General features: G+C 43.6%; 24 protein-coding genes. 21 read left to right on the plus strand and 3 right to left on the minus strand.

Annotated elements, in window-relative coordinates:
• Positions 1-63: 63 nt before the first annotated feature.
• A complete protein-coding gene (locus tag NFS18_RS05390) occupies positions 64-792 on the minus strand; it encodes a UTRA domain-containing protein (RefSeq protein ID WP_251388730.1) in 729 nt (242 codons plus the stop codon).
• 184 nt (positions 793-976) lie between these two features.
• Between NFS18_RS05390 and treP the strand changes: the two genes are divergently transcribed.
• Positions 977-2959 carry a PTS system trehalose-specific EIIBC component gene (gene treP, locus NFS18_RS05395; protein ID WP_251388732.1) on the plus strand — a complete coding sequence of 661 codons (1983 nt, stop codon included), beginning with the start codon at positions 977-979 and terminating at the stop codon, positions 2957-2959.
• Positions 2960-2983: 24 nt separating this feature from the next.
• Entirely contained in the window at positions 2984-4636 is a 1653-nt protein-coding gene (treC, locus tag NFS18_RS05400) for an alpha,alpha-phosphotrehalase (protein WP_251388734.1), read from the plus strand.
• Between the two features lie 140 nt (positions 4637-4776).
• Here the strand turns inward: treC and NFS18_RS05405 are convergent, their stop codons facing one another.
• Both NFS18_RS05405 and NFS18_RS05410 read right to left on the minus strand, forming a co-directional pair.
• Complete coding sequence (locus NFS18_RS05405; RefSeq protein ID WP_251388736.1) at positions 4777-5229, minus strand: helix-turn-helix transcriptional regulator; 453 nt, start codon at positions 5227-5229, stop codon at positions 4777-4779.
• Between the two features lie 216 nt (positions 5230-5445).
• Positions 5446-5670, minus strand: a complete 225-nt coding sequence (locus tag NFS18_RS05410) for a hypothetical protein (RefSeq protein WP_251388737.1) — start codon at positions 5668-5670, stop codon at positions 5446-5448.
• A 579-nt stretch (positions 5671-6249) separates the two neighbouring features.
• Here NFS18_RS05410 and pyrF point away from each other — a divergent pair.
• From pyrF to NFS18_RS05505, 19 genes are all read left to right on the plus strand, one after another.
• Positions 6250-7176 carry an orotidine-5'-phosphate decarboxylase gene (gene pyrF, locus NFS18_RS05415; protein WP_251388739.1) on the plus strand — a complete coding sequence of 309 codons (927 nt, stop codon included), beginning with the start codon at positions 6250-6252 and terminating at the stop codon, positions 7174-7176.
• A gap of 58 nt (positions 7177-7234) precedes the next feature.
• The gene (locus tag NFS18_RS05420; protein WP_251388741.1) at positions 7235-8023 is read left to right on the plus strand and encodes a dihydroorotate dehydrogenase electron transfer subunit; all 789 of its coding nucleotides are present in this window, start codon (positions 7235-7237) and stop codon (positions 8021-8023) included.
• The gene (locus NFS18_RS05425) at positions 8023-8925 is read left to right on the plus strand and encodes a dihydroorotate dehydrogenase (RefSeq protein WP_251388743.1); all 903 of its coding nucleotides are present in this window, start codon (positions 8023-8025) and stop codon (positions 8923-8925) included. The genes NFS18_RS05420 and NFS18_RS05425 overlap by 1 nt, the downstream gene beginning before the upstream one ends.
• A 39-nt stretch (positions 8926-8964) precedes the next feature.
• Positions 8965-10884: an indolepyruvate ferredoxin oxidoreductase subunit alpha gene (gene iorA / locus NFS18_RS05430; RefSeq protein WP_251388745.1), complete on the plus strand. Its 1920-nt coding sequence runs from the start codon at positions 8965-8967 to the stop codon at positions 10882-10884.
• Positions 10877-11470 carry an indolepyruvate oxidoreductase subunit beta gene (locus NFS18_RS05435; protein WP_251388747.1) on the plus strand — a complete coding sequence of 198 codons (594 nt, stop codon included), beginning with the start codon at positions 10877-10879 and terminating at the stop codon, positions 11468-11470. The genes iorA and NFS18_RS05435 overlap by 8 nt, the downstream gene beginning before the upstream one ends.
• 46 nt (positions 11471-11516) lie before the next feature.
• On the plus strand, positions 11517-12752 hold the full coding sequence (locus NFS18_RS05440) for a phenylacetate--CoA ligase family protein (RefSeq protein WP_251388933.1): 1236 nt from the start codon (positions 11517-11519) through the stop codon (positions 12750-12752).
• A gap of 220 nt (positions 12753-12972) precedes the next feature.
• Positions 12973-13653 carry an orotate phosphoribosyltransferase gene (gene pyrE / locus NFS18_RS05445; RefSeq protein WP_251388749.1) on the plus strand — a complete coding sequence of 227 codons (681 nt, stop codon included), beginning with the start codon at positions 12973-12975 and terminating at the stop codon, positions 13651-13653.
• A gap of 31 nt (positions 13654-13684) precedes the next feature.
• Positions 13685-13834, plus strand: coding sequence for a hypothetical protein (locus tag NFS18_RS05450; RefSeq protein ID WP_251388752.1), 150 nt, complete (start codon positions 13685-13687; stop codon positions 13832-13834).
• Between the two features lie 62 nt (positions 13835-13896).
• Positions 13897-14373: a VanZ family protein gene (locus tag NFS18_RS05455; RefSeq protein ID WP_251388754.1), complete on the plus strand. Its 477-nt coding sequence runs from the start codon at positions 13897-13899 to the stop codon at positions 14371-14373.
• On the plus strand, positions 14351-14722 hold the full coding sequence (locus NFS18_RS05460; RefSeq protein ID WP_251388755.1) for a DUF6142 family protein: 372 nt from the start codon (positions 14351-14353) through the stop codon (positions 14720-14722). The genes NFS18_RS05455 and NFS18_RS05460 overlap by 23 nt, the downstream gene beginning before the upstream one ends.
• Positions 14719-16863 carry an aminopeptidase gene (locus tag NFS18_RS05465; RefSeq protein ID WP_331477532.1) on the plus strand — a complete coding sequence of 715 codons (2145 nt, stop codon included), beginning with the start codon at positions 14719-14721 and terminating at the stop codon, positions 16861-16863. The genes NFS18_RS05460 and NFS18_RS05465 overlap by 4 nt, the downstream gene beginning before the upstream one ends.
• Positions 16864-17364, plus strand: a complete 501-nt coding sequence (gene purE / locus NFS18_RS05470) for a 5-(carboxyamino)imidazole ribonucleotide mutase (RefSeq protein ID WP_251388757.1) — start codon at positions 16864-16866, stop codon at positions 17362-17364.
• A gap of 97 nt (positions 17365-17461) precedes the next feature.
• Positions 17462-18487, plus strand: coding sequence for a phosphoribosylformylglycinamidine cyclo-ligase (gene purM, locus NFS18_RS05475; protein WP_251388937.1), 1026 nt, complete (start codon positions 17462-17464; stop codon positions 18485-18487).
• Entirely contained in the window at positions 18481-19107 is a 627-nt protein-coding gene (purN, locus tag NFS18_RS05480) for a phosphoribosylglycinamide formyltransferase (protein ID WP_251388759.1), read from the plus strand. The genes purM and purN overlap by 7 nt, the downstream gene beginning before the upstream one ends.
• A gap of 104 nt (positions 19108-19211) precedes the next feature.
• Complete coding sequence (gene purD / locus NFS18_RS05485; RefSeq protein ID WP_251388761.1) at positions 19212-20483, plus strand: phosphoribosylamine--glycine ligase; 1272 nt, start codon at positions 19212-19214, stop codon at positions 20481-20483.
• Positions 20484-20657: 174 nt separating this feature from the next.
• Positions 20658-21320 carry a Crp/Fnr family transcriptional regulator gene (locus tag NFS18_RS05490; protein ID WP_251388763.1) on the plus strand — a complete coding sequence of 221 codons (663 nt, stop codon included), beginning with the start codon at positions 20658-20660 and terminating at the stop codon, positions 21318-21320.
• A gap of 194 nt (positions 21321-21514) precedes the next feature.
• Entirely contained in the window at positions 21515-22882 is a 1368-nt protein-coding gene (locus tag NFS18_RS05495) for a hemerythrin domain-containing protein (RefSeq protein ID WP_251388765.1), read from the plus strand.
• A gap of 65 nt (positions 22883-22947) precedes the next feature.
• Entirely contained in the window at positions 22948-23256 is a 309-nt protein-coding gene (gene trxA, locus NFS18_RS05500; RefSeq protein WP_251388767.1) for a thioredoxin, read from the plus strand.
• A gap of 358 nt (positions 23257-23614) precedes the next feature.
• The gene (locus NFS18_RS05505; protein WP_251388769.1) at positions 23615-24979 is read left to right on the plus strand and encodes a carbohydrate ABC transporter substrate-binding protein; all 1365 of its coding nucleotides are present in this window, start codon (positions 23615-23617) and stop codon (positions 24977-24979) included.
• Positions 24980-24985: the final 6 nt, after the last annotated feature.

Below are 24985 nucleotides of genomic sequence, written 5' to 3' on the forward strand. Positions count from 1 at the left end.
TTCTTATATATGCAAATCTTTAAACAACTCTTTAAACAACTCTTTGATTTCTTTGTATTTGTTTTATCCTTTTCTTACAGCATTGTCATAAAAACGAAAATAATCCGGGCGATGCCGGGACTGGGTATATTCAAACATTACGCCGTTACTGTTGTAGGTCTGACTGCTGACGACAGCCATGCAGTTATAATCATCGGCATTCATATTTAAATATGTTTCATCAATTTGGTTCATTTTTTCTACCGTCATGATTCGTTTGCTGTTGACGATCGTCATGTGCAGTGTCTGTTCCAGATATTCGTAAATGGATTTTTCTGCAATTTCTTTCGTAAGTCCGGGAACGACTTCTTTTAAAAAGTAATTATGGTTGAGAATCAGCGGGATATCATTCAAATAATGAAGACGCTGAATATAGTATACTTCGGTTCCCGGTAAAAATCCGGTATATCGGGTCTGTTTTTCATTGATAGCGATTTCGGTAAACAAGAGAACCTTGGTGAAGGCATGATTTCCGTTTCGTACTGCTGATTCCCGGAAACTTTCGATTTCTCCGATTGTAAAGGCAGTCTGATCCACAGGCTGATAGATATTGCGAACACCTTTTCCCTGCATGGTCTGTACATATCCGTCAGTAACCAGACGGCTGACTGCCCGCCGGAGTGTGTTGCGGGAACAGTGATAAGTCTGGATCAGCGTATTTTCAGAAGGCAAAAGTTCTTGATAAGTGAAAACATCGTTTTCGATTTTTTGTTTCAAATCTTTATATATATCCTCGTAAATTGATTTTGGCATACTGGTTGGTATCCTTTCGTTTCTGGCATCTTCCTATAAAATATTATAAAAATAGAAAGAAAAAAAGTCAATAACTTGTTTGAACAAATTGAATAAAAGTAGTTGACATGTTCAAACAAGTGTGGTATAACAGGAGTAAAGAAACCTGTTTAAACAAGTCAACAAACAAGTGGAGGAAGAGGAAATGGGAAAATATGCAGAGGACGCAAGAGAATTGCTGCATCTGGTAGGCGGAAGAGAAAACATCGCAGCAGTCTCACATTGTATGACAAGAATGCGCTTTGTGCTTGCAGAACCAGAGAAAGCAGATGTGGAAGCTATTGAGGCGATGCAGGTGGTAAAGGGAAGCTTTACACAGTCAGGACAGTTTCAGGTTATCATCGGAAATACAGTTTCTGATTTTTACAATGATTTTGTGAAAGAGGCCGGAATCGAGGGTGTTTCAAAAGAAGCGGTAAAAGAGGCGGCGAAGAAGAACCAGACTGTATTGCAAAGAGTGGTTGCAACGTTGGCGGAAATTTTTGCCCCGTTAATTCCGGCGATTATCACGGGAGGTTTGATTCTGGGATTTAGAAACTGTATCGACAGTATCTATTTCTTTGAGAACGGAACAAAAACCTTGTGTGACATCAGTCAATTTTGGGCGGGAATCGACAGTTTTCTGTGGCTGATAGGTGAAGCGATCTTTCATATGCTTCCGGTTGGTATCTGCTGGTCGGTTACCAAAAAGATGGGTACGACACAGATGCTTGGTATTGTCCTCGGACTGACCCTTGTTTCCGGGCAGCTGTTGAATGCATATGCAGTTGCGGGAACGGCGGCAGCAGACATTCCAAAGTGGGATTTCGGTGGTTTCCAGATTAATATGATCGGCTATCAGGGACAGGTGCTTCCCGCGATTTTTGCGGCATTTACATTGGTGTATCTGGAAAGACTCTTCCGAAAGATTACACCGCAGGTTATTTCGATGATCGTTGTTCCGTTCTGTAGTCTGCTCTTATCTGTTATGGCTGCACATTTTATATTGGGGCCAATTGGATGGAAAGCAGGAGAAGTGATTTCATCCGTTGTCTTTGCAGGGATTACCGGGACATTTAAGATTGTATTCGGCGCAGTATTTGGCGTGATTTATGCACCGTTGGTTATTACAGGACTTCATCATATGTCGAATGCCATTGACTTGCAGCTGATCGCAGATTATGGCGGAACCATGCTCTGGCCGATGATCGCACTATCAAATATTGCGCAGGGGTCTGCAGTTCTCGGAATGATCTGGCTGCAGAGAAAAGATGCCAAAGCACAGGAGGTAAATATCCCGGCTTGCATTTCCTGTTATCTTGGCGTAACAGAGCCTGCAATCTTCGGTGTGAACTTGAAAAAAGGATTCCCATTCGTATGTGGAATGATTGGCTCCGGTATTGCAGCAGTTGTCTGTGTGGCAACAGGAACGACTGCAAATGCCATTGGAGTAGGCGGTATTCCGGGAATTTTATCCATTCAGACTCAGTATATGTTATCCTTTGCAGTCTGTATGATGATCGCAGTTGCAGTTCCATTCCTCTTAACAACTATGATTGGCAAGAGGAAGCTGACAGAGAAGAAAGAAAACGAAACAGTAGAATTAGCTGAAATTGCCGCTGTGGCAGGAAAAAGTGTGGCGGCTGGCATAGTGGCATCTGCTATACAGGAAAGTGGTGAACAAAATACAACGCCTTCAAAATTAATGGCGTTTTTGACAGGAAAAGCGATTTCTTTATCGGAAGTAGGCGACGGTGTTTTCTCAGAAGGAATTATGGGAGACGGTATGGCGATTCTTCCCGAGGATGACATCCTGTATGCACCGGCGGATGCAGAGGTTGCCGTGATAATGCCGGAATCGAAACATGCCTGTGGATTGAAGCTGGAAAATGGCATGGAAGTTCTGCTGCATATTGGAATTGATACGGTAGAAATGAACGGAAATGGATTTGAGTATCTCATAAAAGAAGGTGAAAAAGTCAGTGCAGGAACACCTCTGATCCGGTTTGACCGGGCAAAGATTCAGGCGGCAGGACATCCGGATGTTACGGTATGTATCGTTACGGATGAAGGCAATGCACAGAAAATTCAGTTCCATACAGGAATCGAAGTAAAGGCGCAAGAAACTGTCGTAGTAGAATTCCAATAAATATAAATTTTATGGAGGCGCAAAATGTCGGATTTTAGTAATAAAGTAGTGTATCAGATTTATCCGAAATCTTTTCGGGACACGAATGGAGACGGATTCGGAGATATTCCGGGAGTTATTGAAAAACTGGATTATTTACAGGAGTTGGGAGTGGATTACCTGTGGCTTACCCCATTTTTTATCTCGCCTCAGAGAGATAATGGATATGATGTGGCAGATTACCGGAAGATCAATCCAAGCTTCGGAACTATGGAAGATTTGGAGCGTTTGATTTCTGAAAGTGAAAAGCGTGGTATGTCAATTATGCTGGATATGGTATTTAATCACACATCGACGCAGCATGAGTGGTTTCAAAAATCATTGGCAGGAGATGAGAAGTATCAGAACTATTACATTTTCAGAGAAGGAACACCGGAACATGTTCCGACAAACTGGCAGTCCAAATTCGGCGGTTCTGCATGGGAATATGTACCACAGTTAAAAAAATGGTATTTACGGTTATTTGATGTAACGCAGGCAGATCTGAATTGGGATAACCCAGAAGTGCGGGAAGAATTAAAAGAGATTCTGAGGTTCTGGAAAGAAAAAGGAATCCGGGCATTTCGATTTGATGTTATCAATCTGGTTTCCAAGCCGGAACAGATGGAGGATGATTTTGAAGGAGACGGACGCAGATTCTATACAGACGGTCCGCATATTCACGAATATCTGAAAGAAATGGTACACGATGCCGGAATTGAAGATTTTGTAACAGTAGGCGAGATGTCTTCTACAACACTGGAAAATTGTATCAAATATTCAGCGCCGGAAGAAAAAGAACTTTCTATGTGCTTTAATTTTCATCATCTGAAAGTGGATTACAAGGACGGAGATAAATGGGCGCTTATGCTCCCGGATTATAAGAAATTAAAAGAACTTTTTGTTGAGTGGCAGATGGGGATGCAAAAGGAACATGGCTGGAACGCATTGTTCTGGTGTAATCATGACCAGCCGCGTATTGTAAGTAGAATGGGAGATGAAGGAGCATACTGGAAAGAGTCGGCAAAAATGCTGGCTGGAATGATTCATTTGATGCGCGGAACCCCATATATCTATCAGGGGGAAGAAATCGGAATGAAGAATGCTCATTATCCTTCTATAGAGCAGTACCGGGATGTGGAAAGCCTGAATTATTATCGGATTCTGTTGAAGCAGGGCAAGACAGAAGCAGAAGCCCTTAAAATTCTGGCATCACGCTCCAGAGATAACAGCAGAACTCCGATGCAGTGGAATCAAGAGCAGTACGGCGGATTTTCAGAGGCGGAACCGTGGCTTCCGATGTCGGTAGAATTTCGGAAAGAGATTACCGTAGAAGCACAGCAAAAGGATGACACATCAATATTTGCCTTCTATAAAACTCTGATAGCCATGAGAAAAGAGTATCCGATCATCGCAGAAGGAGAAATTTCTTTCGTAGAAACAGAGGATGATATGGTACTGGCATATCAAAGAATGCTGGGAGACCAGAAAATAGTTGTACTTTGTAACATGGACAGACAGAAACACCGGATCACGCTGTCAGATGAGTGGGGCGGATATAAAGTCCTATTGGAAAATTATGAAAACCGGAAAACATCGCAGGCGGGGGAACTGTATATGATGGAACCCTATGAGTTGATGGTTCTTGGGAATTTATAGAAAAAAGCGGAGCAAGTTCCTCGATCCTTGGGGGACTTGTTCCGCTTTGCCGCGCTGGTGTACAGCCGTCATGGCAGTCTTGCGCTGCACAGTCTGCGGAGTGTTTTTAATCTTAGAGATCAATTACTTTGCAATTATGATCATTTTTTTCTTGCTTTCCATGTCTGATATAAAATGTCCTTCAGAACCAACATGGCATCCTGTTCATTGTAATGATATTCCTGCTTTAACTCATTTAACATAAGGTTGATTCTATGGGCATAATTCGGAATGTTTACCTCTTTTTGATATTGGATCAAAATGGGATACTTTTTGCCCCAGGCAGATGTCCAGTCAATTTTCTCTGTGTTTTTTTCGTCTGTCCGGTCGATGACTTCCTGGATTTCACTTAGCTCTACATCGAATGCGATCAGTTCATCCAGTGAGATGTGATACAGATTCGCCATTTTCTTGGACTGATAAATATCCGGAACTGTTTCATTGCTCTCCCATTTGGAGATGGTCTGGCGGCTCACACCGAGTTTTTCAGCAACGGTCTCCTGAGACAGACCACATTTTTTCCTTGCGTGAAATAAGCTGTTTCCTAAGTTCATAACAGATTCCTCCTTCGTTGATGAAACTATTATATCGGATCAAAAAGAAGGATTCAATCAGATAAACCTGCCATTTCTGCCCGTTATATTTACAGTGTTACTGTCCAAAATTATTTCACATTTCCACGGAAACCCGTTGGAGTAAAATATCAATTACATAACATGCTTTCTTTAGTAATTCTTCCATTTCTTCTTCCACGCATATTCCTCCGCTGATTATTGTTTTTCTTTCACTGCTTTTATGAAAAACAAAATTGCAGCTATAAAAAAGATGATTGATAGAGCAATCAGAACAATTCCACCATACATTATACTTCCTGTTGTTGGACGAACTGCGTCCATATAAGCTGCAATCCACCATAATTTATCACATATTTGGTGTGTACAAAAGCAAACGATTGATAAAACCAAAAAAATAAATCCTCTTACTTCGTTTTTCATAAATTCATATCCCTTTCCTTGCCCCAAATTGCAATAGTACAAATAAATTCATGCTTATAATTCCCTACTTCCCAATCATACAGTTTTTCTTTATGATGTTAATTGATGAGATTAAATCAAAGGAGACTGTATGATGCAATTTATTGTAGAGGAAAAAAGGATATCTTTCAAGGAGTTGGAACAGAAAAATTTTCGGTATGTCTGTGAACTTGGGTGTGAAATTACCCGAACCTTGCAGAGAAGCTTGCAATGACAGTAACGGAATCACCATACAGGGTAACGGCAGATGTAATCAGTGCACATATGCCGCTGTTAGAAGCAATGCAGACAGCATCAAGAAAAGTTTTTGGGAAAGCATTCAGTATATAAAAGAGAAACCCCGTCAGGGTTTTATTGTGATACAAAAAAAAGAACAGCACATCGTTTGAAAAACAAAAAGATAATTTGCCAACGATTACTTGACACAAACAGACACAAACAGAAGGTATAAATGGATTGTCTGGAAAATAAGAATATGTTAAAATATACGCGAACACAAAGAATGTAAAACAATTATATAAATACAAGGAGGATACACAAATGATCAACAAACTTGTGGAAAAGATTCAGAAGACAGGAGCGCCGATCGTAGTGGGACTTGATCCGATGCTTTCCTATGTGCCGGAGCATATTCAAAAGAAGGCTTTTGCCGAGTATGGCGAAACACTGGAGGGAGCAGCAGAGGCAATCTGGCAGTTCAATAAGGAAATCGTGGACAAGACTTATGATTTGATTCCGGCAGTAAAGCCGCAGATCGCAATGTATGAGCAGTTTGGTGTGCCGGGACTGATGGCATTTAAGAAGACTGTGGATTATTGTAAGTCCAAAGACCTGGTTGTGATCGGTGATATTAAGCGTGGTGATATCGGTTCTACTTCCGCAGCTTATGCAGTAGGACATCTCGGAAAAGTACAGGTTGGAAGCAAGGAATATGTTCCGTTTGATGAAGATTTTGCAACCGTGAATCCATACCTTGGTTCTGATGGAGTGAATCCGTTTATTAAGGTTTGCCAGGAAGAGAAAAAGGGATTGTTCATTCTGGTAAAGACATCCAATCCGTCCAGTGGAGAATTTCAGGACAGACTGGTCGATGGACGACCACTGTATGAACTGGTTGGCGAAAAGGTCGCAGAGTGGGGAGCAGAGTGTATGGGTGATTCCTACAGCTACATCGGAGCAGTTGTGGGAGCAACTTATCCGGAAATGGGAAAAGTACTGCGTAAAGTAATGCCGAAGGCATATATTCTGGTGCCGGGATATGGCGCTCAGGGAGGACAGGGTAAAGACCTTGTACACTTCTTTAATGAAGACGGACTTGGCGCAATCGTGAATTCTTCCCGTGGAATCATTGCGGCATACAAACAGGAAGCATATGCGAAGTTCGGAGCAGAGAATTTTGGCGATGCATCCAGAGCGGCTGTTGAAGCTATGACTGCTGATATCCGCAGTGCGCTTGAAAGCAGATAATATAAGAAACATTCGTTACTGTAAACAGGAACAGACATTTAATAGAAGGAGCAGAGATATGTCTTGTAAAAGAAAAGAAACCGCTGTGGTAGTGTCTCAGGAGCAGCTTGCAAACGGGATATACAGCATGTGGCTTCAGACAGAAGAGGCTACAGAGATAGCAGTGCCGGGACAGTTCATTTCCATATATACCAATGATGGAAGTAAATTGCTTCCGAGACCGATCAGTCTTTGCGAGATCGATAAAGAGAAAAAGCAGCTCCGCGTCGTTTACCGTGTGACAGGAGAAAGAACGGGTACGGAGCAGTTTTCCGAAATGACTGCGGGTGATACGATTGATATATTAGGACCGTTGGGAAATGGATTTCCTTTAGAAGAAGGCAGGGGAAAGAAAGCATTCCTGATGGGCGGCGGAATTGGTGTGCCGCCGATTCTGGAACTGGCAAAGCAGCTTGACTGTGAGCAGAAACAAATTGTAATAGGTTACCGGGATGCCGAGACATTTCTGAAAGAGGAATTTGAAGCCAACGGAGAGGTGTACATTTCTACAGAGGACGGCAGTGTAGGAACAACAGGAAATGTCATGGACGCCATTTTGGAAAATGCGTTGGAAGCGGATATTATCTATGCCTGCGGACCGACTCCGATGCTGCGTGCGATCAAGAAGTACGCAGAGGAAAAAGATATTGTATGCTATATTTCCATGGAAGAGCGGATGGCATGTGGGATTGGCGCTTGCCTGGCATGTGTCTGCCAGTCTAAGGAAAAAGACCATCACAGTAATGTGAACAACAAGCGCGTCTGCAAGGATGGTCCGGTATTCTTGTCAACGGAGGTGGAGCTGTAATGAATATGAAAGTAAATATTGCAGGTGTTGAATGGAATAACCCGGTGACGGTTGCTTCCGGTACGTTTGGTTCTGGTGCGGAATTTGCGGACTATGTAGATTTGAACAGACTTGGAGCAGTGACAACGAAAGGTGTGGCGAATATCCCATGGGCAGGAAATCCAACGCCTCGTGTGGCTGAGACTTACGGCGGCATGATGAATGCCGTAGGGCTGCAGAACCCGGGAATCGATTTGTTCTGTGAACGGGATATCCCGTTTTTGCGTCAGTATGATACAAAGATCATCGTTAACGTCTGCGGTAAATCCACAGAAGATTATTGTGAAGTAGTAGAGCGTCTGGCAGATGAAGACGTGGATATGCTGGAAATTAATATTTCCTGTCCGAATGTGAAAGAAGGCGGAATCGCTTTCGGACAGAATCCCAAAGCGGCGGAAGAAATTACAAAGGCCGTGAAGAAATATGCAAAGCAGCCAGTAATCATGAAGCTCAGTCCGAATGTTACCAGCATTGCCGAGATGGCAAAGGCAGTAGAAGCAGGCGGAGCAGATGCGGTTTCTCTGATTAATACGCTGACCGGAATGAAGGTGGATATCAACCGGAAGGCATTTGTTCTGGCAAATAAAACCGGAGGAGTATCCGGCCCGGCAATCCATCCGATTGCGGTGCGCATGGTATATGAAGCCGCAAATGCAGTTCAGATTCCGATTATCGGAATGGGTGGAATCGCATCTGCAGAGGATGCAATTGAGATGCTGTTAGTTGGAGCGAGTGCAGTCTCTGTCGGAACTGCGAATTTCCATGACCCGGCAGTGACCATGAAGGTTGTAGACGGTATCGAAGCTTATATGAAACGGCAGGGCTTTGAAAGTGTTGCAGATATGGTTGGGATTGTAAAATAGGCGGGGCGGCAGAGGAAATCAAAAAGGAGAGATTTGTTTATGCATAAGGAGTTTTTGATGGGAAATGAGGCGATTGCCCTCGGTGCCATAGCTGCGGGTGTCAATCTGGTATCCGGCTATCCTGGCACGCCTTCCTCAGAGGTACTGGAAACAGTGGCAAAGCGCCGGACAAAGGATGTCTATGTGGAATGGTCGGTCAATGAAAAGGCTGCGCTGGAAGTAGCTGCGGGGGCGGCATATACCGGAGCCAGAAGCATGGTCACCATGAAGCAGGTGGGATTGAATGTAGCGTCTGATCCGCTGATGAGCCTGGAATATGTGGGAATTAAGGGAGGGATGGTTGTTCTTGTGGCTGATGACCCGGGACCGATCTCTTCCCAGACCGAACAGGACACAAGACATTTTGCAACATTTTCTAAACTGCCTTGTTTTGATCCGACATCCGCACAGGAAGCATACGAAATGGTACAGGAAGCATTTGAATATTCGGAGAAATACGGAACTCCTGTATTCTTGCGTCCGACGACACGTGTCTGTCACGGTTATGCTTCGATTGATGTGAAGGATACAGAAGAATATACGGTACATACAGCAGAGGGCTTTGTGAAGGATTCTAACCGCTGGGTGATTTTCCCACGTCTGTCCTATCAGAATCATATCAAGATAGAAGAGAGAAATGTGAAGCTGGCAGAAGCGTTTTCTGTCTATCCAAAAAATAAGATTTATCTGGCAGATGAGAAAAACGCGGCTTTAAAGAAGGGAATCGCCGCGTCCGGCATCAGCTTCACCTATGCACTGGAAACATTGGAAGAGATGGGGATGACAAGGCTTTTCAAGGTTGCCACGCCGCATCCGTTTCCGGAGAAGCTGGCGTTGGAATTTTTAGACGGACTGGATGAAGTTTTGTGTATTGAGGAACTGGACCCGGTTCTGGAGCGGGAGCTGACTTATCTGTGCGGCAAATATCACTTGCCGGTAAAGATATATGGCAAGCTGACGTCACATGTGGCAAACGCAGGAGAAAACACACGCGACAGTGTACATAAAAATATTACAGAGTTCCTTGCAGAATCTAAGCAGGCAGATGCTGTTGAGCAGATAGATTTGCCAGCGCCGGCTCTTCCGATCCGTCCGCCTGTCCTCTGTGCAGGGTGTCCCCATCGAGCGTCATTTTATGCAGTGAAGGCGGCAATGAAGGGACGCAAGACGATTTTCTGCGGTGACATCGGATGCTACACACTGGGAAATGCCATGCCGCTTGATATGGTGGACACCTGTCTGTGTATGGGAGCGGGATTGGGAATCGCACAGGGTGTGGGACATATGGAACCGGATACGACATGCTTTGCGTTTGTAGGAGATTCCACATTTTTTGCTTCTGCGATAACCGGAGTGGTCAATGCAGTTTACAATCAGGCGGAGATGACGCTGGTTGTGCTGGATAATTCGACTACAGCCATGACCGGACATCAGCCGCATCCCGGCACTGGAAAAACGATGATGGGAGATGTGGTGCAGAAGATCAATATCGAAGCAGTGCTTTGCGGAATCGGATTGAAAACGGTGGAAACAGTTGACCCACTGGATTATAAAGCAGCAGTTGATTGTGTAAAGCGTGTTGCAGACGAGCCGGGGGTAAAAGCAATTATTTTCAAATCTCCGTGTATTGCGGTTTCAAAGCCGGAGCACAGTATGTGTGTAGCTTCTGAGAAATGTATCAATTGTAAAAAATGTATTTGTGAGCTTGGCTGTCCGGCATTGGTAATACAGGATGGGAAAGTAAGTATAGAAGCTTCTCTTTGTACTGGATGTACACTTTGCGCACAGCTTTGTCCGACAGGTGCGATTCAAAAACGAGAGCCGGTGAAATGTATGCCGGGGAAGGAAGTAAAAACAGAGCCGGCAGATACAGTGGATGGTGTACAGAACAATTGTACAGGAGGTTGCAGCCATGAATAAGAACATTGTATTATGTGGCGTGGGCGGACAGGGAACTGTCCTTGCCTCTAAATTAATCGCTGCCGCAGCTATGAAAAAGGGAATTCCGGTTATGAGTGCGGAAACGATTGGGATGGCGCATCGGGGCGGCAGTGTATTCAGCCATATTCGTTTGGGTGAGAATTTACATTCTCCGATGATTGCAAAAGGTACTGCCGACCTGGTCATCGGTTTTGAGCCGGGAGAAACGGTGCGTATGCTGCCTTATCTGAAAGAGGGAGGGCAAGTCATCGTCAGCAGTCGCGAGATCATGCCGGTGACAGCAACACTTTCAGGAACTGATTATAACGGGGAAGATATGACTGCCTATCTGGAGAAACGGGTAGAAAATCTGCTTGTTGCAGATACAGAGAAAGCATGTACGGAACTTGGTTTTGCCAAGGTCTTAAATATTCTTCTTCTCGGTGCTGCAATCCAGAGCGGAGCGCTTGGGTTGACAGAGGAGGAAATTCAAGGCGCGGTCAGGGAACGGCTTCCGGAGAAATTTCATGAATTGAATTTCCGGGCGCTGAGATATTTTGCCGGGAAAAGTTTTCATAAAGAATGAACAGGAATGATCATGAAACCGAAAGATGGAAAGGATTGAATATAGAATGCAGATTACGGCAACACAATTAGAACAAGTCAACAAGCAGATACTGGCGCTTGTGGCAGCAGGAAGCTTTTACGGGAAGAAGCTGGAAGATGCGGGAATCTCGGGTGTTTCTTCTCAGGAAGAGTTTGAAAAACTTCCCTTTTCTGAGAAAAATGATTTGCGGGAGGCATATCCCCTCGGATTGATGACCGCCCCGGAAGAAAAGATCGTACGAATCCATTCCTCTTCAGGTACGACGGGACTTCCGGTTATTATACCTTATACTGCCAAGGATGTGGACGATTGGGCGATTATGTTCAAACGATGCTATGAGATGGCAGGGATCACCAATATGGACCGGATTCAGGTAACTCCAGGATATGGTCTGTGGACCGCGGGAATTGGCTTCCAGAATGGCGCAGAAAAATTGGGAGCCATGGTAATTCCCATGGGACCGGGAAATACAGATAAACAACTGCAGATGATGATGGATATGAAGTCTACCGTACTTTGTTCTACTTCTTCCTATGCATTGCTGCTTGCAGAAGAAATTGAGAAAAGAGGGATTCAGGAGCAGATACATTTGAAAAAAGGTGTCATCGGTTCCGAGCGGTGGGGAGAGAAGATGCGGAAACGCATTTCCGAAGAGCTGGGAATCGAACTGTATGACATCTACGGACTGACAGAAATATACGGTCCGGGAATCGGCATCAGTTGTAAAGAAGATACCGGAATGCATTACTGGGACGACTATATTTACATTGAAATCGTTGATCCGGTCACTTTAAAGCCGATTCCAGACGGAGAATTGGGCGAAGTCGTGATTACGACACTTGTGAAGGAAGGAGCGCCGTTGATCCGTTACCGTACCCATGACCTTTCACGCATCATTCCTGGAGAATGTGCATGCGGAAGCAGATTCCCACGTTTGGATACAATCATGGGGAGAAGCGATGATATGATGAAGATCAAGGGTGTCAATGTATTCCCAAGTCAGATTGAAGAAGTGCTGAAGGAGTTCCCGGAGGTGTCCAGTGAATACCAGATCCGCATTTCCCACTTGGACGGAAAGGATACGATGCGTCTTTATGTGGAGACAAACGGAAGCGTGGACTTCATGGATCTGGCGAAACGAATTGCCGGAACGGTCAAGAGCCGGATTGGATTTACACCTCTTGTAAAGGTGGTAGAACTTGGTCTGCTTCCGAGGAGCGAGAAGAAATCCAAACGTGTCATTGACGAGAGATATGAGTAAAGTGTAGGAAACGGGCAGGGACTTCTGTCCGTTTTTAGTGGTACAGGAAATTTTGTTCCCTATATCATTATTAAAACCCTGTGATTTTTTCTTTGCCTTGAATTGAAATGGAGGCAGAGATATGTTAGAATTGTTCTAGCAATATCACATATAATTTTGTGTTTACAGGAAATTTTATTAGAAAATACAGCAGCAAATACTTGATTGATGGAGGACGAAAATGGAAGGTTATAAACAGGAATTTATACAGTTTATGGTAGACAGCAAGGTACTGAAGTTTGGTGAATTTACACTGAAGAGCGGAAGAAAATCCCCGTTCTTTATGAATGCAGGCGGGTATGTGACCGGCTCACAGCTTAAGAGGCTGGGAGAATATTACGCAAAGGCAATCCATGATACATACGGAGATGATTTTGATGTATTGTTCGGACCTGCTTACAAGGGAATCCCGCTGGCGGTTGTAACTGCAATGGCATACAGTGAGCTGTACGGCAAGGAAGTACGTTATTGCTGCGACCGTAAGGAAGAGAAGGATCACGGCGCAGATAAGGGAAGTTTTCTCGGAAGTAAATTGCAGGACGGCGACCGTGTGATCATGATTGAGGATGTGACCACATCTGGCAAGTCTATGGAAGAGACTGTTCCGAAGGTAAAAGGGGCGGCTGACGTGACAATTGTTGGTCTGATGGTTTCCTTAAATCGTATGGAAGTCGGCAAAGGCGGCGAGAAATGTGCGCTGGATGAAGTAAAAGATCTGTATGGATTCGACACTGCTTCTATCGTAACCATGGAAGATGTTGTTGAGTGTCTGTATAACAAGGAATACAATGGCGAAATTATTATCGATGATACATTAAAAGTGGCAATCGATGCATATTATGAACAATATGGAGTGAAATAATCTGCGAAGTTTGTAAAAAGGAGTTATGTAAATGGAAAAGGCATATAAGACAATGACATCCTCTGGCGCGGCAAATCTGGCAGTTGGAATTGTGATGGTAGTTGCCGGAGTTGTAGCAGGTGTGCTTACAATTATCAACGGAGCACGGCTTTTAAAAAACAGAAGAGAAATTATATATTAGGAATCGATGAGCGCCTGCAAAAACAGGCGCTTTTCCGGTATTTGATTTGAAGGAGTAGGAATTTGAGTAAAAAGAAAGAAAAGAGATTCCGTGCGCTCGGAAAAGTATTATTTGTGCTGTACATCATTTTTCTGATTTACTTTTTGTGTTTTGCAGAGTGGTACGGCCGTGTCGGTATAACTGAAGAATACCGATATAATCTGGAATTATTTAAGGAAATAAAACGATTTATAAATTACCGGGAGGAGCTTGGGATGTTCGCGGTATTTACAAATCTGTTTGGAAATATTTTGATTTTTGTACCGTATGGTTTTTTTGTTGCAATGGCGAGCAAATACAGAGGGTTCTGGAAAACATTTCTTTATAGCTTTGGATTGTGCCTGGGGGTTGAAATTTTCCAGCTTGTGACAAGGGTGGGAAGTTTTGATGTGGACGATATTCTGCTTAATACGCTGGGTGGTGTAATTGGATACATTGTATTTGCGGTTTTTGGAATAATTACTAGGAGAAAACGAAATGTTCAGAGGAAAAAACGGTGATAGGAAAGGGCGGGAGAAAGCATTGAAAAAGCAGACCACCGGAAAGTACGGAAATACAAAAATAAAGCATTCCGGCATGGGGATGGTTTCTTGCTGGACGGCACTTTTGTCACTGACAATGATTACAGGTTCGATTCTAATTGCATATGTAATGAGAGGAAAAACTATAAGTGTTGTCGGGGGTCTTGGAATTATATCTATTGTAATGGCTGGAAGCGGTTTACGTGTGGCGGTGAAAGGTTTTCGGGACAGGAACCGCAACTATATCACCTGCCGGATTGGAGTAGTACTGAACAGTGTAATTTTACTTGGACTTATCATAATATTTTTCAGAGGAGTTTTTAAATGACAGAGTATGGACATCAAAATAAAATATACGATAAAACATGGCAGGACGAGCGTAACAAATCTTGTGTACAACGGCATAAACTTTCTGTTGAACGAATGAAACAGATTGAAATAGAAAATACGGTATCGGAAGAATACCAGCCTTATTTCCAGGAATGTGCAGCATTTTTGCTGGAGCTGGAAGCTATTCGCAGAAAAGTAGAGAATGAGAGTTGGGCAGAACTAGGTCTTGAGGAAATGCAAGAGTACAATAGCCGCCTTTACGAAAGGATTCTGCCGGGGAACTATGAGAATAGTTTCGCCTTTCCGGGGTATGCGTGCAGTGTATTCGGAAAAGAGATGGGACAGGTTTTGAGTATGCTTTATACAGAACTCCGAAGCGGGATTGCTTATGCCTTTGAGAACAGGATGGATTATCTGACGATTTTAAATGAACTGCTGATTGAAGTGTACAATTGTTTTGAAGAGCAAGTTCCAGAGTATAAGACGATCAGGGAGATTTTGTACTGGTATGCCAGTGACTACTGCGATGTATTTCTGGCAGACCGGATAGAAGAGCAGTTGTACCCCGAGCGTTCGTTTGCGGCAAATGTGATTCTTACTGCTGATTTGGAGGATGAGAGGTATTTATATGCGTTTGGCGAGTATATAACAGAAAATGAATTGGGAACTGCAAGGCACTTGGCGTGTCTGCCAGAAGAAGTGATTCAGAAAATGGCGGATGTCTATACAGAAGGATACCGGATCGGATTTATCAATACCGGAAAAGATTTGTCCAAAAAATCGATTGTCAATATTCGTTATTGTCTGGGGTTTGAGCGTGTTGTCCTCCGTGCTATTTCTAATTTTGAGAAAATGGGTCTGAAACCGGTTATTTACCGGGCGGCAGCCAGTGTGATCACGAGAAAAGAGCAGATTCGTATTGGTTATTTCGGGGGGATTCCGAATAAACAATATGATTATGACCATCGTTCGGATCAGGCATTGTTTTTGGATAAGCGTTATGTGGAACGTAAGCTGGATGTGCTGAAAAATGTATATGAAAAGCACAAGGAGCAGGCGGCGCAGTTTGCGGGACCGGCTGTGATAGAGACATTTGGTGAAAAGCCATTTTCCCCAAATGTACATGAAGAGGCATTGTCTTATAATGAGGTCCAGCAGGGACTGGTATTGACATATGACAGTAAATCAGGACAGATTACGAACCAGTATATCAAGGGAGAAGAGCGTTCGTTTACGATCATCGCATATCCTGTCCCGGAAATCGGAGCACAGTATGGGGAGATTTTTGATGAGGTGATCCGTATCAATACACTGGACGCCAAACTTTATGAAAAGGTACAGCAGACGTTGATCGACGCTCTGGATCAGGGAGAATATGTTCACATTCTCGGGAAAGGAGAGAACCGTACTGATCTGAAAGTGAAGCTGTGGACTTTAAAAGACCCGGAAAAAGAGACAATTTTTGAGAACTGTGTAGCGGACGTGAATATTCCGGTAGGTGAAGTATTTACTTCTCCAGTGCTGGAAGGAACCAACGGTGTTCTTCATGTAAGCCGGGTATATCTGAATGAGCTGCAGTACAAGAATTTGGAAATTACGTTTCAAGATGGTATGATTAAGGATTACCGCTGCGGTAATTTTGAAAATGAAGCTGATGGACGGAAATATATTTATGATAATGTACTCCACAACCATGAGACGCTTCCACTTGGTGAATTTGCCATCGGAACGAACACAACTGCTTATGTGGCGGCAAGAAAATATCAGATAGAAGATAAGATGCCGATTCTGATCGCGGAGAAGACGGGACCACATTTTGCAGTAGGCGATACTTGTTATAGCTGGGCGGAGGATATCGGGGTCTACAATCCAAATGGAAAAGAAATAGTAGCAAAAGACAACGAAATTTCTCTTTTGCGGAAGAAAGATGTGTCAAAGGCATATTTCCAGTGCCACACAGATATAACCATACCTTATGAAGAGTTAGAAGAAATAAGTGTATTAACAAAAGAAGGAAAACAGATTATACTATTGAAGAACGGAAGATTTGTGCTTCCGGGAACAGAGATGTTAAATGAACCTCTGGACGAACAATGTAACTCTGTAAGAGCAAAAGAGGAGAGAAAGGTGGACACTTAAATGCCAAGAGTAGGAATCGTAATGGGCAGTGACTCAGATCTGAAGGTGATGAGCAAAGCCGCAAAGATGCTTGAGAAATTTGGAATTGATTATGAAATGACAATTATTTCCGCGCACCGCGAGCCAGATGTGTTCTTTGAGTGGGCAAAGGGCGCAGAAGACAGAGGCGTGAAGGTTATTATTGCAGGTGCAGGAATGGCAGCACATTTGCCGGGGATGTGTGCGGCATTATTTCCAATGCCGGTAGTTGGTGTTCCACTTTCTGGAAGTAAGCTGGATGGTATGGATGCTGTATTTTCAATTATGCAGATGCCGCCGGGAGTTCCGGTTGCAACTGTTGCAATTGACGGAGGTATGAACGCAGCGCTCGTTGCACTTAAGATTCTGGCAGTTTCCGATGAGAGTATTCTTGCACAGCTCAAGGAGTACAGCAAGGAGATGAAAGAGACGGTACAGGCGAAGGCTGCGCGTCTTGATGAAGTAGGTTACGAAGCATATTAATGAATATGGGGGCTCTCTTAAAGAGGCCCTTTTCGTATTTATAAAATAAAAATAAGGTACACTTATATATATTTATGAGAAGGAGAAAAAGATGAGTATGGATTACAAAGCATCCGGCGTGGATATTGAGGCAGGTTACAAGTCAGTAGAACTGATGAAAGAGCATGTGAAGAAAACAATGCGTGAGGAAGTGCTTGGCGGACTGGGTGGATTTTCCGGCGCGTTTTCCCTGGCGAAGATCAAGGAGATGGAAGAGCCTGTATTGCTGTCTGGTACAGACGGCTGCGGAACAAAGGTGAAGCTGGCAATGATTATGGACAAGCATGATACCATCGGAATCGACGCAGTTGCCATGTGTGTGAATGATATTGCATGTGCAGGCGGAGAACCATTATTCTTTCTGGATTACATTGCCTGTGGAAAGAACTATCCGGAAAAGATCGCTTCCATCGTAAGCGGAGTTGCAGAAGGATGTCTTCAGTCAGAAGCTGCCCTGATCGGCGGCGAGACAGCAGAGCATCCGGGACTTATGCCGGAGGAGGACTACGATCTGGCAGGATTCGCAGTCGGCGTCTGTGATAAAAAGGATATGATCACAGGTGAGAATCTGAAAGATGGAGACGTGCTGATCGGAATGGCGTCTTCAGGGGTGCACAGTAATGGATTCTCTCTTGTAAGAAAAGTGTTTGAAATGACAAAGGAATCACTGGATACATATTATGATGAACTGGGAACTACTTTGGGAGAAGCGCTTCTTGCTCCGACCAGAATTTATGTAAAAGCACTGAAAGGCATTAAGAATGCAGGCGTGTCTGTAAAGGCATGCAGTCATATTACCGGAGGCGGTTTTTACGAGAATATTCCGAGAATGCTCTGCGACGGTATGCATGCAGTGGTAGAAAAAGACAGCTATCCGGTACCGCCGATTTTCGGACTGCTTGCAAAGACGGGCGGCATTGAGGAACAGATGATGTATAATACATACAACATGGGGCTTGGAATGATTGTAGCTGTTGATCCGGCGGATGTGGACAAGACCATGGAGGCGATTCAAGCGGCAGGAGATACTCCGTATGTAGTAGGACGTATCGAGGCAGGCGAAAAAGGAGTTACTTTATGTTAAGAATAGTTGTTATGGTATCCGGCGGCGGCACCAATCTGCAGGCGATCATAGATGCGGTGGAGAATGGCGCGGTCCGCAATACGGAGATTGTGGGGGTCATCAGCAACAACAAAAATGCATATGCGCTGGAGCGTGCAAAAAAGCATAATATTCCGGCAAAATGCATTTCCCCGAAGGATTTTAGATCCAGAGAAGTGTTCAATGAAAAACTTCTGGAGGAAGTTAATGCGTATGCACCGGACTTGATCGTACTGGCAGGCTTTCTTGTAGTGATTCCTCCGGCAATGATCGTGAAATACCGTAACCGGATGATCAATATACATCCGTCTCTGATCCCGGCATTTTGCGGAACAGGGTATTATGGCCTGAAAGTACATGAAGCGGCGCTTCACCGGGGCGTGAAGGTTGTCGGGGCAACCGTGCATTTTGTAGATGAGGGAACTGATACAGGCCCGATTATTTTACAGAAAGCAGTGGAGGTACAAAAAGGAGATACCCCAGAAGTGCTTCAGCGCAGAGTGATGGAGCAGGCAGAGTGGAGGATTCTTCCAGAAGTGATTGATTTGATCGCAAACGGTAAAGTAAGTGTCGTAGATGGAAAAGCAGTGATATCTGATTGAACAGCAGATAAGAAAAACAGATAGAAACTGAACGGGTAAGAAACGACAGGCAGGAATGAATAGTACAAGAAAAGAGAAATATATAGAAGAACAGGGAGGCGCCCATGAAAGTATTGATAGTAGGAAGCGGCGGAAGAGAGCATGCAATTGCGTCAAGCGCTGCAAAAAGCCCCAAGGTGGAGAAGATGTACTGTGCACCGGGAAATGCCGGAATCGCAGAGTATGCGGAATGCGTGGCAATCGGTGCGATGGAGTTTGACAAACTGGTTGCATTTGCAAAGGAAACAGAGATCGATCTGGTAATCGTTGGAATGGATGATCCGCTGGTGGGCGGTCTTGTAGATGAAATGGAAGCAGCAGGAATCCGTACCTTTGGACCAAGAAAGAATGCGGCAATACTGGAAGGATCCAAGGCATTTTCCAAGGATTTAATGAAGAAATATAATATTCCCACGGCTGCATATGAGAATTTTACAGACCCGGAAGCGGCAATTGCTTATTTGGAAACGGCAAAGTTTCCGATCGTATTGAAAGCAGATGGACTGGCGCTGGGAAAAGGCGTACTTATTTGTAAGAATCTGGAAGAGGCAAAATCCGGCGTGAAAGAAATTATGCTGGATAAGAAGTTTGGAAGTGCGGGAAACGAAATGGTCATCGAAGAGTTTATGACCGGACGAGAGGTGTCTGTATTATCATTTGTGGATGGAAAGACGATTAAGACAATGACTTCTGCACAGGATCATAAGCGCGCGGGAGACGGGGACACCGGACTGAACACCGGAGGAATGGGAACATTTTCTCCAAGTCCATTCTATACAAAGGAAGTGGAAGACTTTTGCGGCAAATATATTTATCAGGCAACGGTAGATGCTATGGCAGCAGAAGGCAGAGAATTCAAGGGAATTATATTTTTTGGACTGATGCTGACAGCGGACGGTCCGAAGGTGCTGGAGTATAACGCACGCTTTGGTGACCCGGAGGCACAGGTCGTATTGCCGCGGATGAAGAATGATCTGATTGAAGTGGCAGAGGCATGTATTGATGGAACACTGGATCAGATCGACCTGCAATTTGAGGATAATGCCGCAGTCTGTGTGGTACTGGCATCGGAAGGCTATCCAGTGGCATATGAAAAGGGATATCCGATCCATGGACTGGGTGAGTTCCAGAAGCATGATGGATATTACTGTTTTCATGCCGGAACCAAGTTTGACGGGGAACAGATTGTGACCAACGGCGGCCGTGTACTTGGTGTGACAGCGAAGGGAAAGGATTTGAAAGAAGCAAGGGCAAATGCCTATGCTGCAACTGAATGGGTGCAGTTTGAGAACAAATATATGCGTCATGACATTGGAAAAGCGATTGATGAGGCATAAGATCATTGTTACTGTTTACTCTAATTTTAACTTATCAATGGCAGCAGGTTCGTGTGAGCGAGGAGCCGGCTGCCTTGTTTTTTTATTTTTGGGTTGATATAATGTAATAAAATTGATAAGTAAAGGTAATTTTTTACATTGCAGCATCATTAAGAAAACAGGGGGCATTGAAGGATGGATGATAAATTAGAGTTGGAACGGGTTTTTCCGTTTTGGAAAGAGCTGACGAAAAAGGAACAGGATGAACTGCAGCAGTCAGTTGTGGAAAATGTGTGTCCAAAAGGAACCTTACTTCATTATGGCGGGCAAGAGTGTGCAGGTGTCCAGATTATATACAGCGGGCAGGCACGTGTGTTCATCACTTCTCCAAATGGCGGAGAGATTACACTATTCCGGCTGGTAGAGGGTGATGTAAGCATTTTAAGCGCAGCTTGTATGATGAAAGGGATGGATATTGAACTGGATATGGAGCTTGAGACAGACTCAGTTGTGTGCACTATTCCGAAATTTGTCTATAAAAAAGTGCATGATGAAAATACTGCGGTAAAGGATTATACTCTGGAAATGATATCAGAAAAGTTTTCGGATATTATGTGGCTGTTTAATCAATACGTCTTTTCAAATGTTGCATCCAGACTTGCAGGCGCAATTTTGGAACACCGTGCTCTCGGGGGAGAAGATGTGCTGACGATCACTCATGATGTGCTGGCGAGGGATCTTGGGACTGCAAGGGAAGTAGTATCCCGTCTGCTGAAGCAGTTCCAGATGGACGGACTTGTGAAACTGGCCCGTGGGAAAATAGAAGTATTAGATGCCGGAAAGCTGGCAAAAATTTAAAAAACATGTTTTGTGATTTTATCATAGACAGAATTGAAAGATATGGTATACTACAGACAGAGGCTTATAAAACAGACCGGAAATATGTTTTTATCCGTGAGCATAGTCTGCCTGTTTTTATGCAGAAAGTTTGAGGATAAAAGGCAAACGGTCAAAAAATAAGAACTAAGATGTAACAAAGGAGGATTTTGTAAATGGATACCCAATTTGTATGGCGGGATGAGTTCAATATCGGGATAGAAAGTATCGATAAAGAACATCAGAGATTATTCAAGATCATTAATAAAATTTTTGAATTCAAAGGGGAAGGAAAAAACAGCCAATGGGCGTGCCAGGAAGGAATCAAGTTTTTTAAAGGTCATGCGATAAAGCATTTTGCAGAAGAAGAAGCATATATGGATTCTATTAATTACGAAGGATATGAGCAGCACAAGCTTCTACATAAGGGATTCCGGGACAATACCCTTCCGGTTCTTGAGCAGGAACTGGAGCAGACCGGCTATTCTCCAGATGCAGTAGATCATTTCCTGGGTGTTTGTGCCGGGTGGCTTATCGGTCATACATTGACAGAAGATCTTGCAATTACAGGAAAACCGCTTAGAAAATGGGAAAATCTTCTTCCCAGTGAAGAAATTGAGGCTATGAAAAAAGTGATCGTCCAGCTTATATTTGATATGTTCCATCTGGAATCACATTTGATCAGCGATGCCTATAATGGAGAGAAATTTGGAAAAGGAGTATATTACAGGCTTCTCTACAACACTAAGGAAAATGATAAACAACAGGAGGTCTTTCTGATCTTTGAGGAACGGCTGCTGGTCAACACTGTCGGAAAGATTATGGGAATCCAGACAAATAAACTGGACACTATGATGGCACATGCCGCAAGATATACGGCAAGACAGTTTGTAGAGCGCGTTATGGAGCATTTTTCAACAGATGAGACTTATGAACTGAAGGAAGAAAATTTTCTGTCATATGAGGAATTCCAGAAAGCTTTTGAAAAAGAAAAACTACAGGTCAGTCTGCTGCTAAATACAGGAGAAGGATACTTTGCCTATTGTGCACTTGCTCCTCATCTGCTTCAAAATGGTATCGCGACTCCTATCGGGGCGGAAAATGCCATGACAGAGGTTGAAAAATATCTTATGAAGCGGGAAGAACAAGAATTGAAGGAGCAGGAAGAGGGAAAACTAAAAGTACTGGTAGTCGATGATTCTCTGACTATACGAGAAGGGACTAAGAGACTTTTGGATGAAGACTATGATGTAGCTGTGGCTGAATCCGGTGTGGCTGCAATTCGTGCCATTACCCTGAACCGTCCGGATCTGGTTCTGCTGGATTATGAAATGCCCGTCTGCGATGGAAAACAGACACTGGAAATGCTGCGCTCAGATGATACGTTTGCAGATCTGCCTGTTATTTTCCTGACCGGCAGAAGAGATCCGGGAAGCATGATCGAGGTAATGCCGCTTAACCCGGCTGGCTATCTGTTAAAGCATTTAAAGCCTGAGGAGATAAAAAAAGAGATAGATTCTTTCTTTGAAAAAAGAAAGAAATGATACGCTCCGGTACACTAAGCGATGAGTAAAGTTTGAGTATATGGTTTAAATCAAGGAGGATGAAAATGGCAGTAGTAAAATTGACAACAGAGAATTTTGAGCAGGAAGTATTGAAGGCAGAACAGCCGGTACTGGTAGATTTTTATGCAGACTGGTGCGGACCGTGCCAGATGATGGGACCGGTTGTGGAAGAGGTTGCAGGTGAAGTAAGTAATGCAAAGGTGTGTAAGATTAACATTGACGAACAGATGACAATTGCACAGAAGTATGGAGTAATGACAATTCCTACATTTGCAGTGTTTAAAAATGGTGAGCTTACAAAAAAGGAAATCGGCGCATTGCCAAAAGCAGTACTGAAAGGAATGCTGGATTAAAACAGAAAAAGAAGATTCACTTTTAGAAATCTTGCGGAGAAAAATATCCGCAAGATTTTTTTACAAATTTTATCAAATTTGAAAAATATTTTATATGATAAAAGTAAAAAAATATTTTAATATATTTTGAATAAAAAATATATGTCGTCTTTTGTAAAAATGTGAAAAGTGTATAAAATTGAAAGAAAAGTGGAAAATATTAACGGTTTGTTTTATAGAAATTCAAAACAATAAATATGAGCGCAAGATATCTAAAAAAGAACGCAAAATAATTCTTGCAAAAGATAGAGGATGTGGTATATCCTTGAATTAAACCAAATAAGGGTGGAAACTTGTTTTTGGAAAAGGAGGAAAAGATATGAAAATGAAAAAGGCACTTGGCCTGCTTCTTGCAGGAACGATGGTACTTAGTCTTGTGGCTTGCGGCGGAAGCGGCGATGGTGGAAGCAGTGACGGCGGAGACAGCAAGGAAGAAGCAAAAAGTGACGGCGGCAGTACGCTGAAAGTTGCAGCAGTAGAAACTGCTTATGGTGCTTCTATGTGGGAGAAGGTTTGTGAGGCATTTGAAGCATCACACGATGGTGTAACAGTGGAACTGACAATTGATAAGAAACTGGAAGACGTAATTGATCCTGATATGAAGGCGGGGAATTTCCCAGACGTTATCTTGCGTGCAGTGGGTGGAGAAAAAGCACTGACAGAGACTTTTGTCAAAGATAATAACCTGACAGAATTGACAGATGTTTTAGATATGACAGTACCTGGTGAAGATGTAAAAGTTGGAGATAAGATTCTTCCTGGATTTACAGAGAATACAATCGTGAATCCTTACGGAGACGGTAAGACATATCTGATGCCAATGTTCTATGGTCCGTGCGGTCTGTTCTACAATGCAGCATTGCTGAAAGAAAAAGGCTGGGAAGTTCCAGAGACATGGGACGAGATGTGGGAACTGGGCGACAAGGCAAAGGCAGAGGGTATCGCACTGTTCACATATCCGACCACAGGTTACTTTGATGCATTTTTCTATGCACTGCTTCATGAAGCACTTGGCGAAGAGAATTTTGCAAAGGCTCTCAAATATGAAGAAGGTATCTGGAATACACCAGAAGCTCAGCAGGTATTTGACGTTATCGCAAAACTTGCTTCTTATACAGAGAAGACAACACCAGCAAATGCTAACGATAATGATTTCCAGAAGAATCAGCAGTTAGTTCTGGATAACAAAGCAATCTTTATGCCGAATGGCAACTGGGTAATCGGAGAGATGGCAGAGGCTCCGCGCGCAGAGGGATTTGAGTGGGGATTCACAGCACTTCCGGCAGTTGAGGAAGGCGGAGAGAGAGCATCTTACTCTTTCTTTGAGCAGGTATGGATGCCGAAAGAAGCAGTTAATGTGGATCTTGGTAAAGAATTTATCGCTTATCTGTATTCTGATGAGGCAGCAGAAATCTTCGCAACAGAAGGCGGAGCAGTGCAGCCGATAGCAGGTATGACAGACAAGCTGTCTGGTGATGCTGTAACATATTATCAGATTTATGATACAGGTGCAGTTGCAGTTTTGGATGCTTTCGCAACAACAGAACCAGTTGAGGGTCTGACAACAAGAGGCGCATTCTTTGATCCGGTCAACTCTCTGGTAACAGGAGACAAGACACAGGAACAGTGGGTTAAAGAATTTGCAGAAGCAAGCGACGCATTCCGTGGAGCATTAAAAGAATAAGTATAC

This window comes from Mediterraneibacter agrestimuris, assembly GCF_943193195.1.
In the GTDB taxonomy this organism is placed as follows: domain Bacteria; phylum Bacillota; class Clostridia; order Lachnospirales; family Lachnospiraceae; genus Schaedlerella; species Schaedlerella agrestimuris.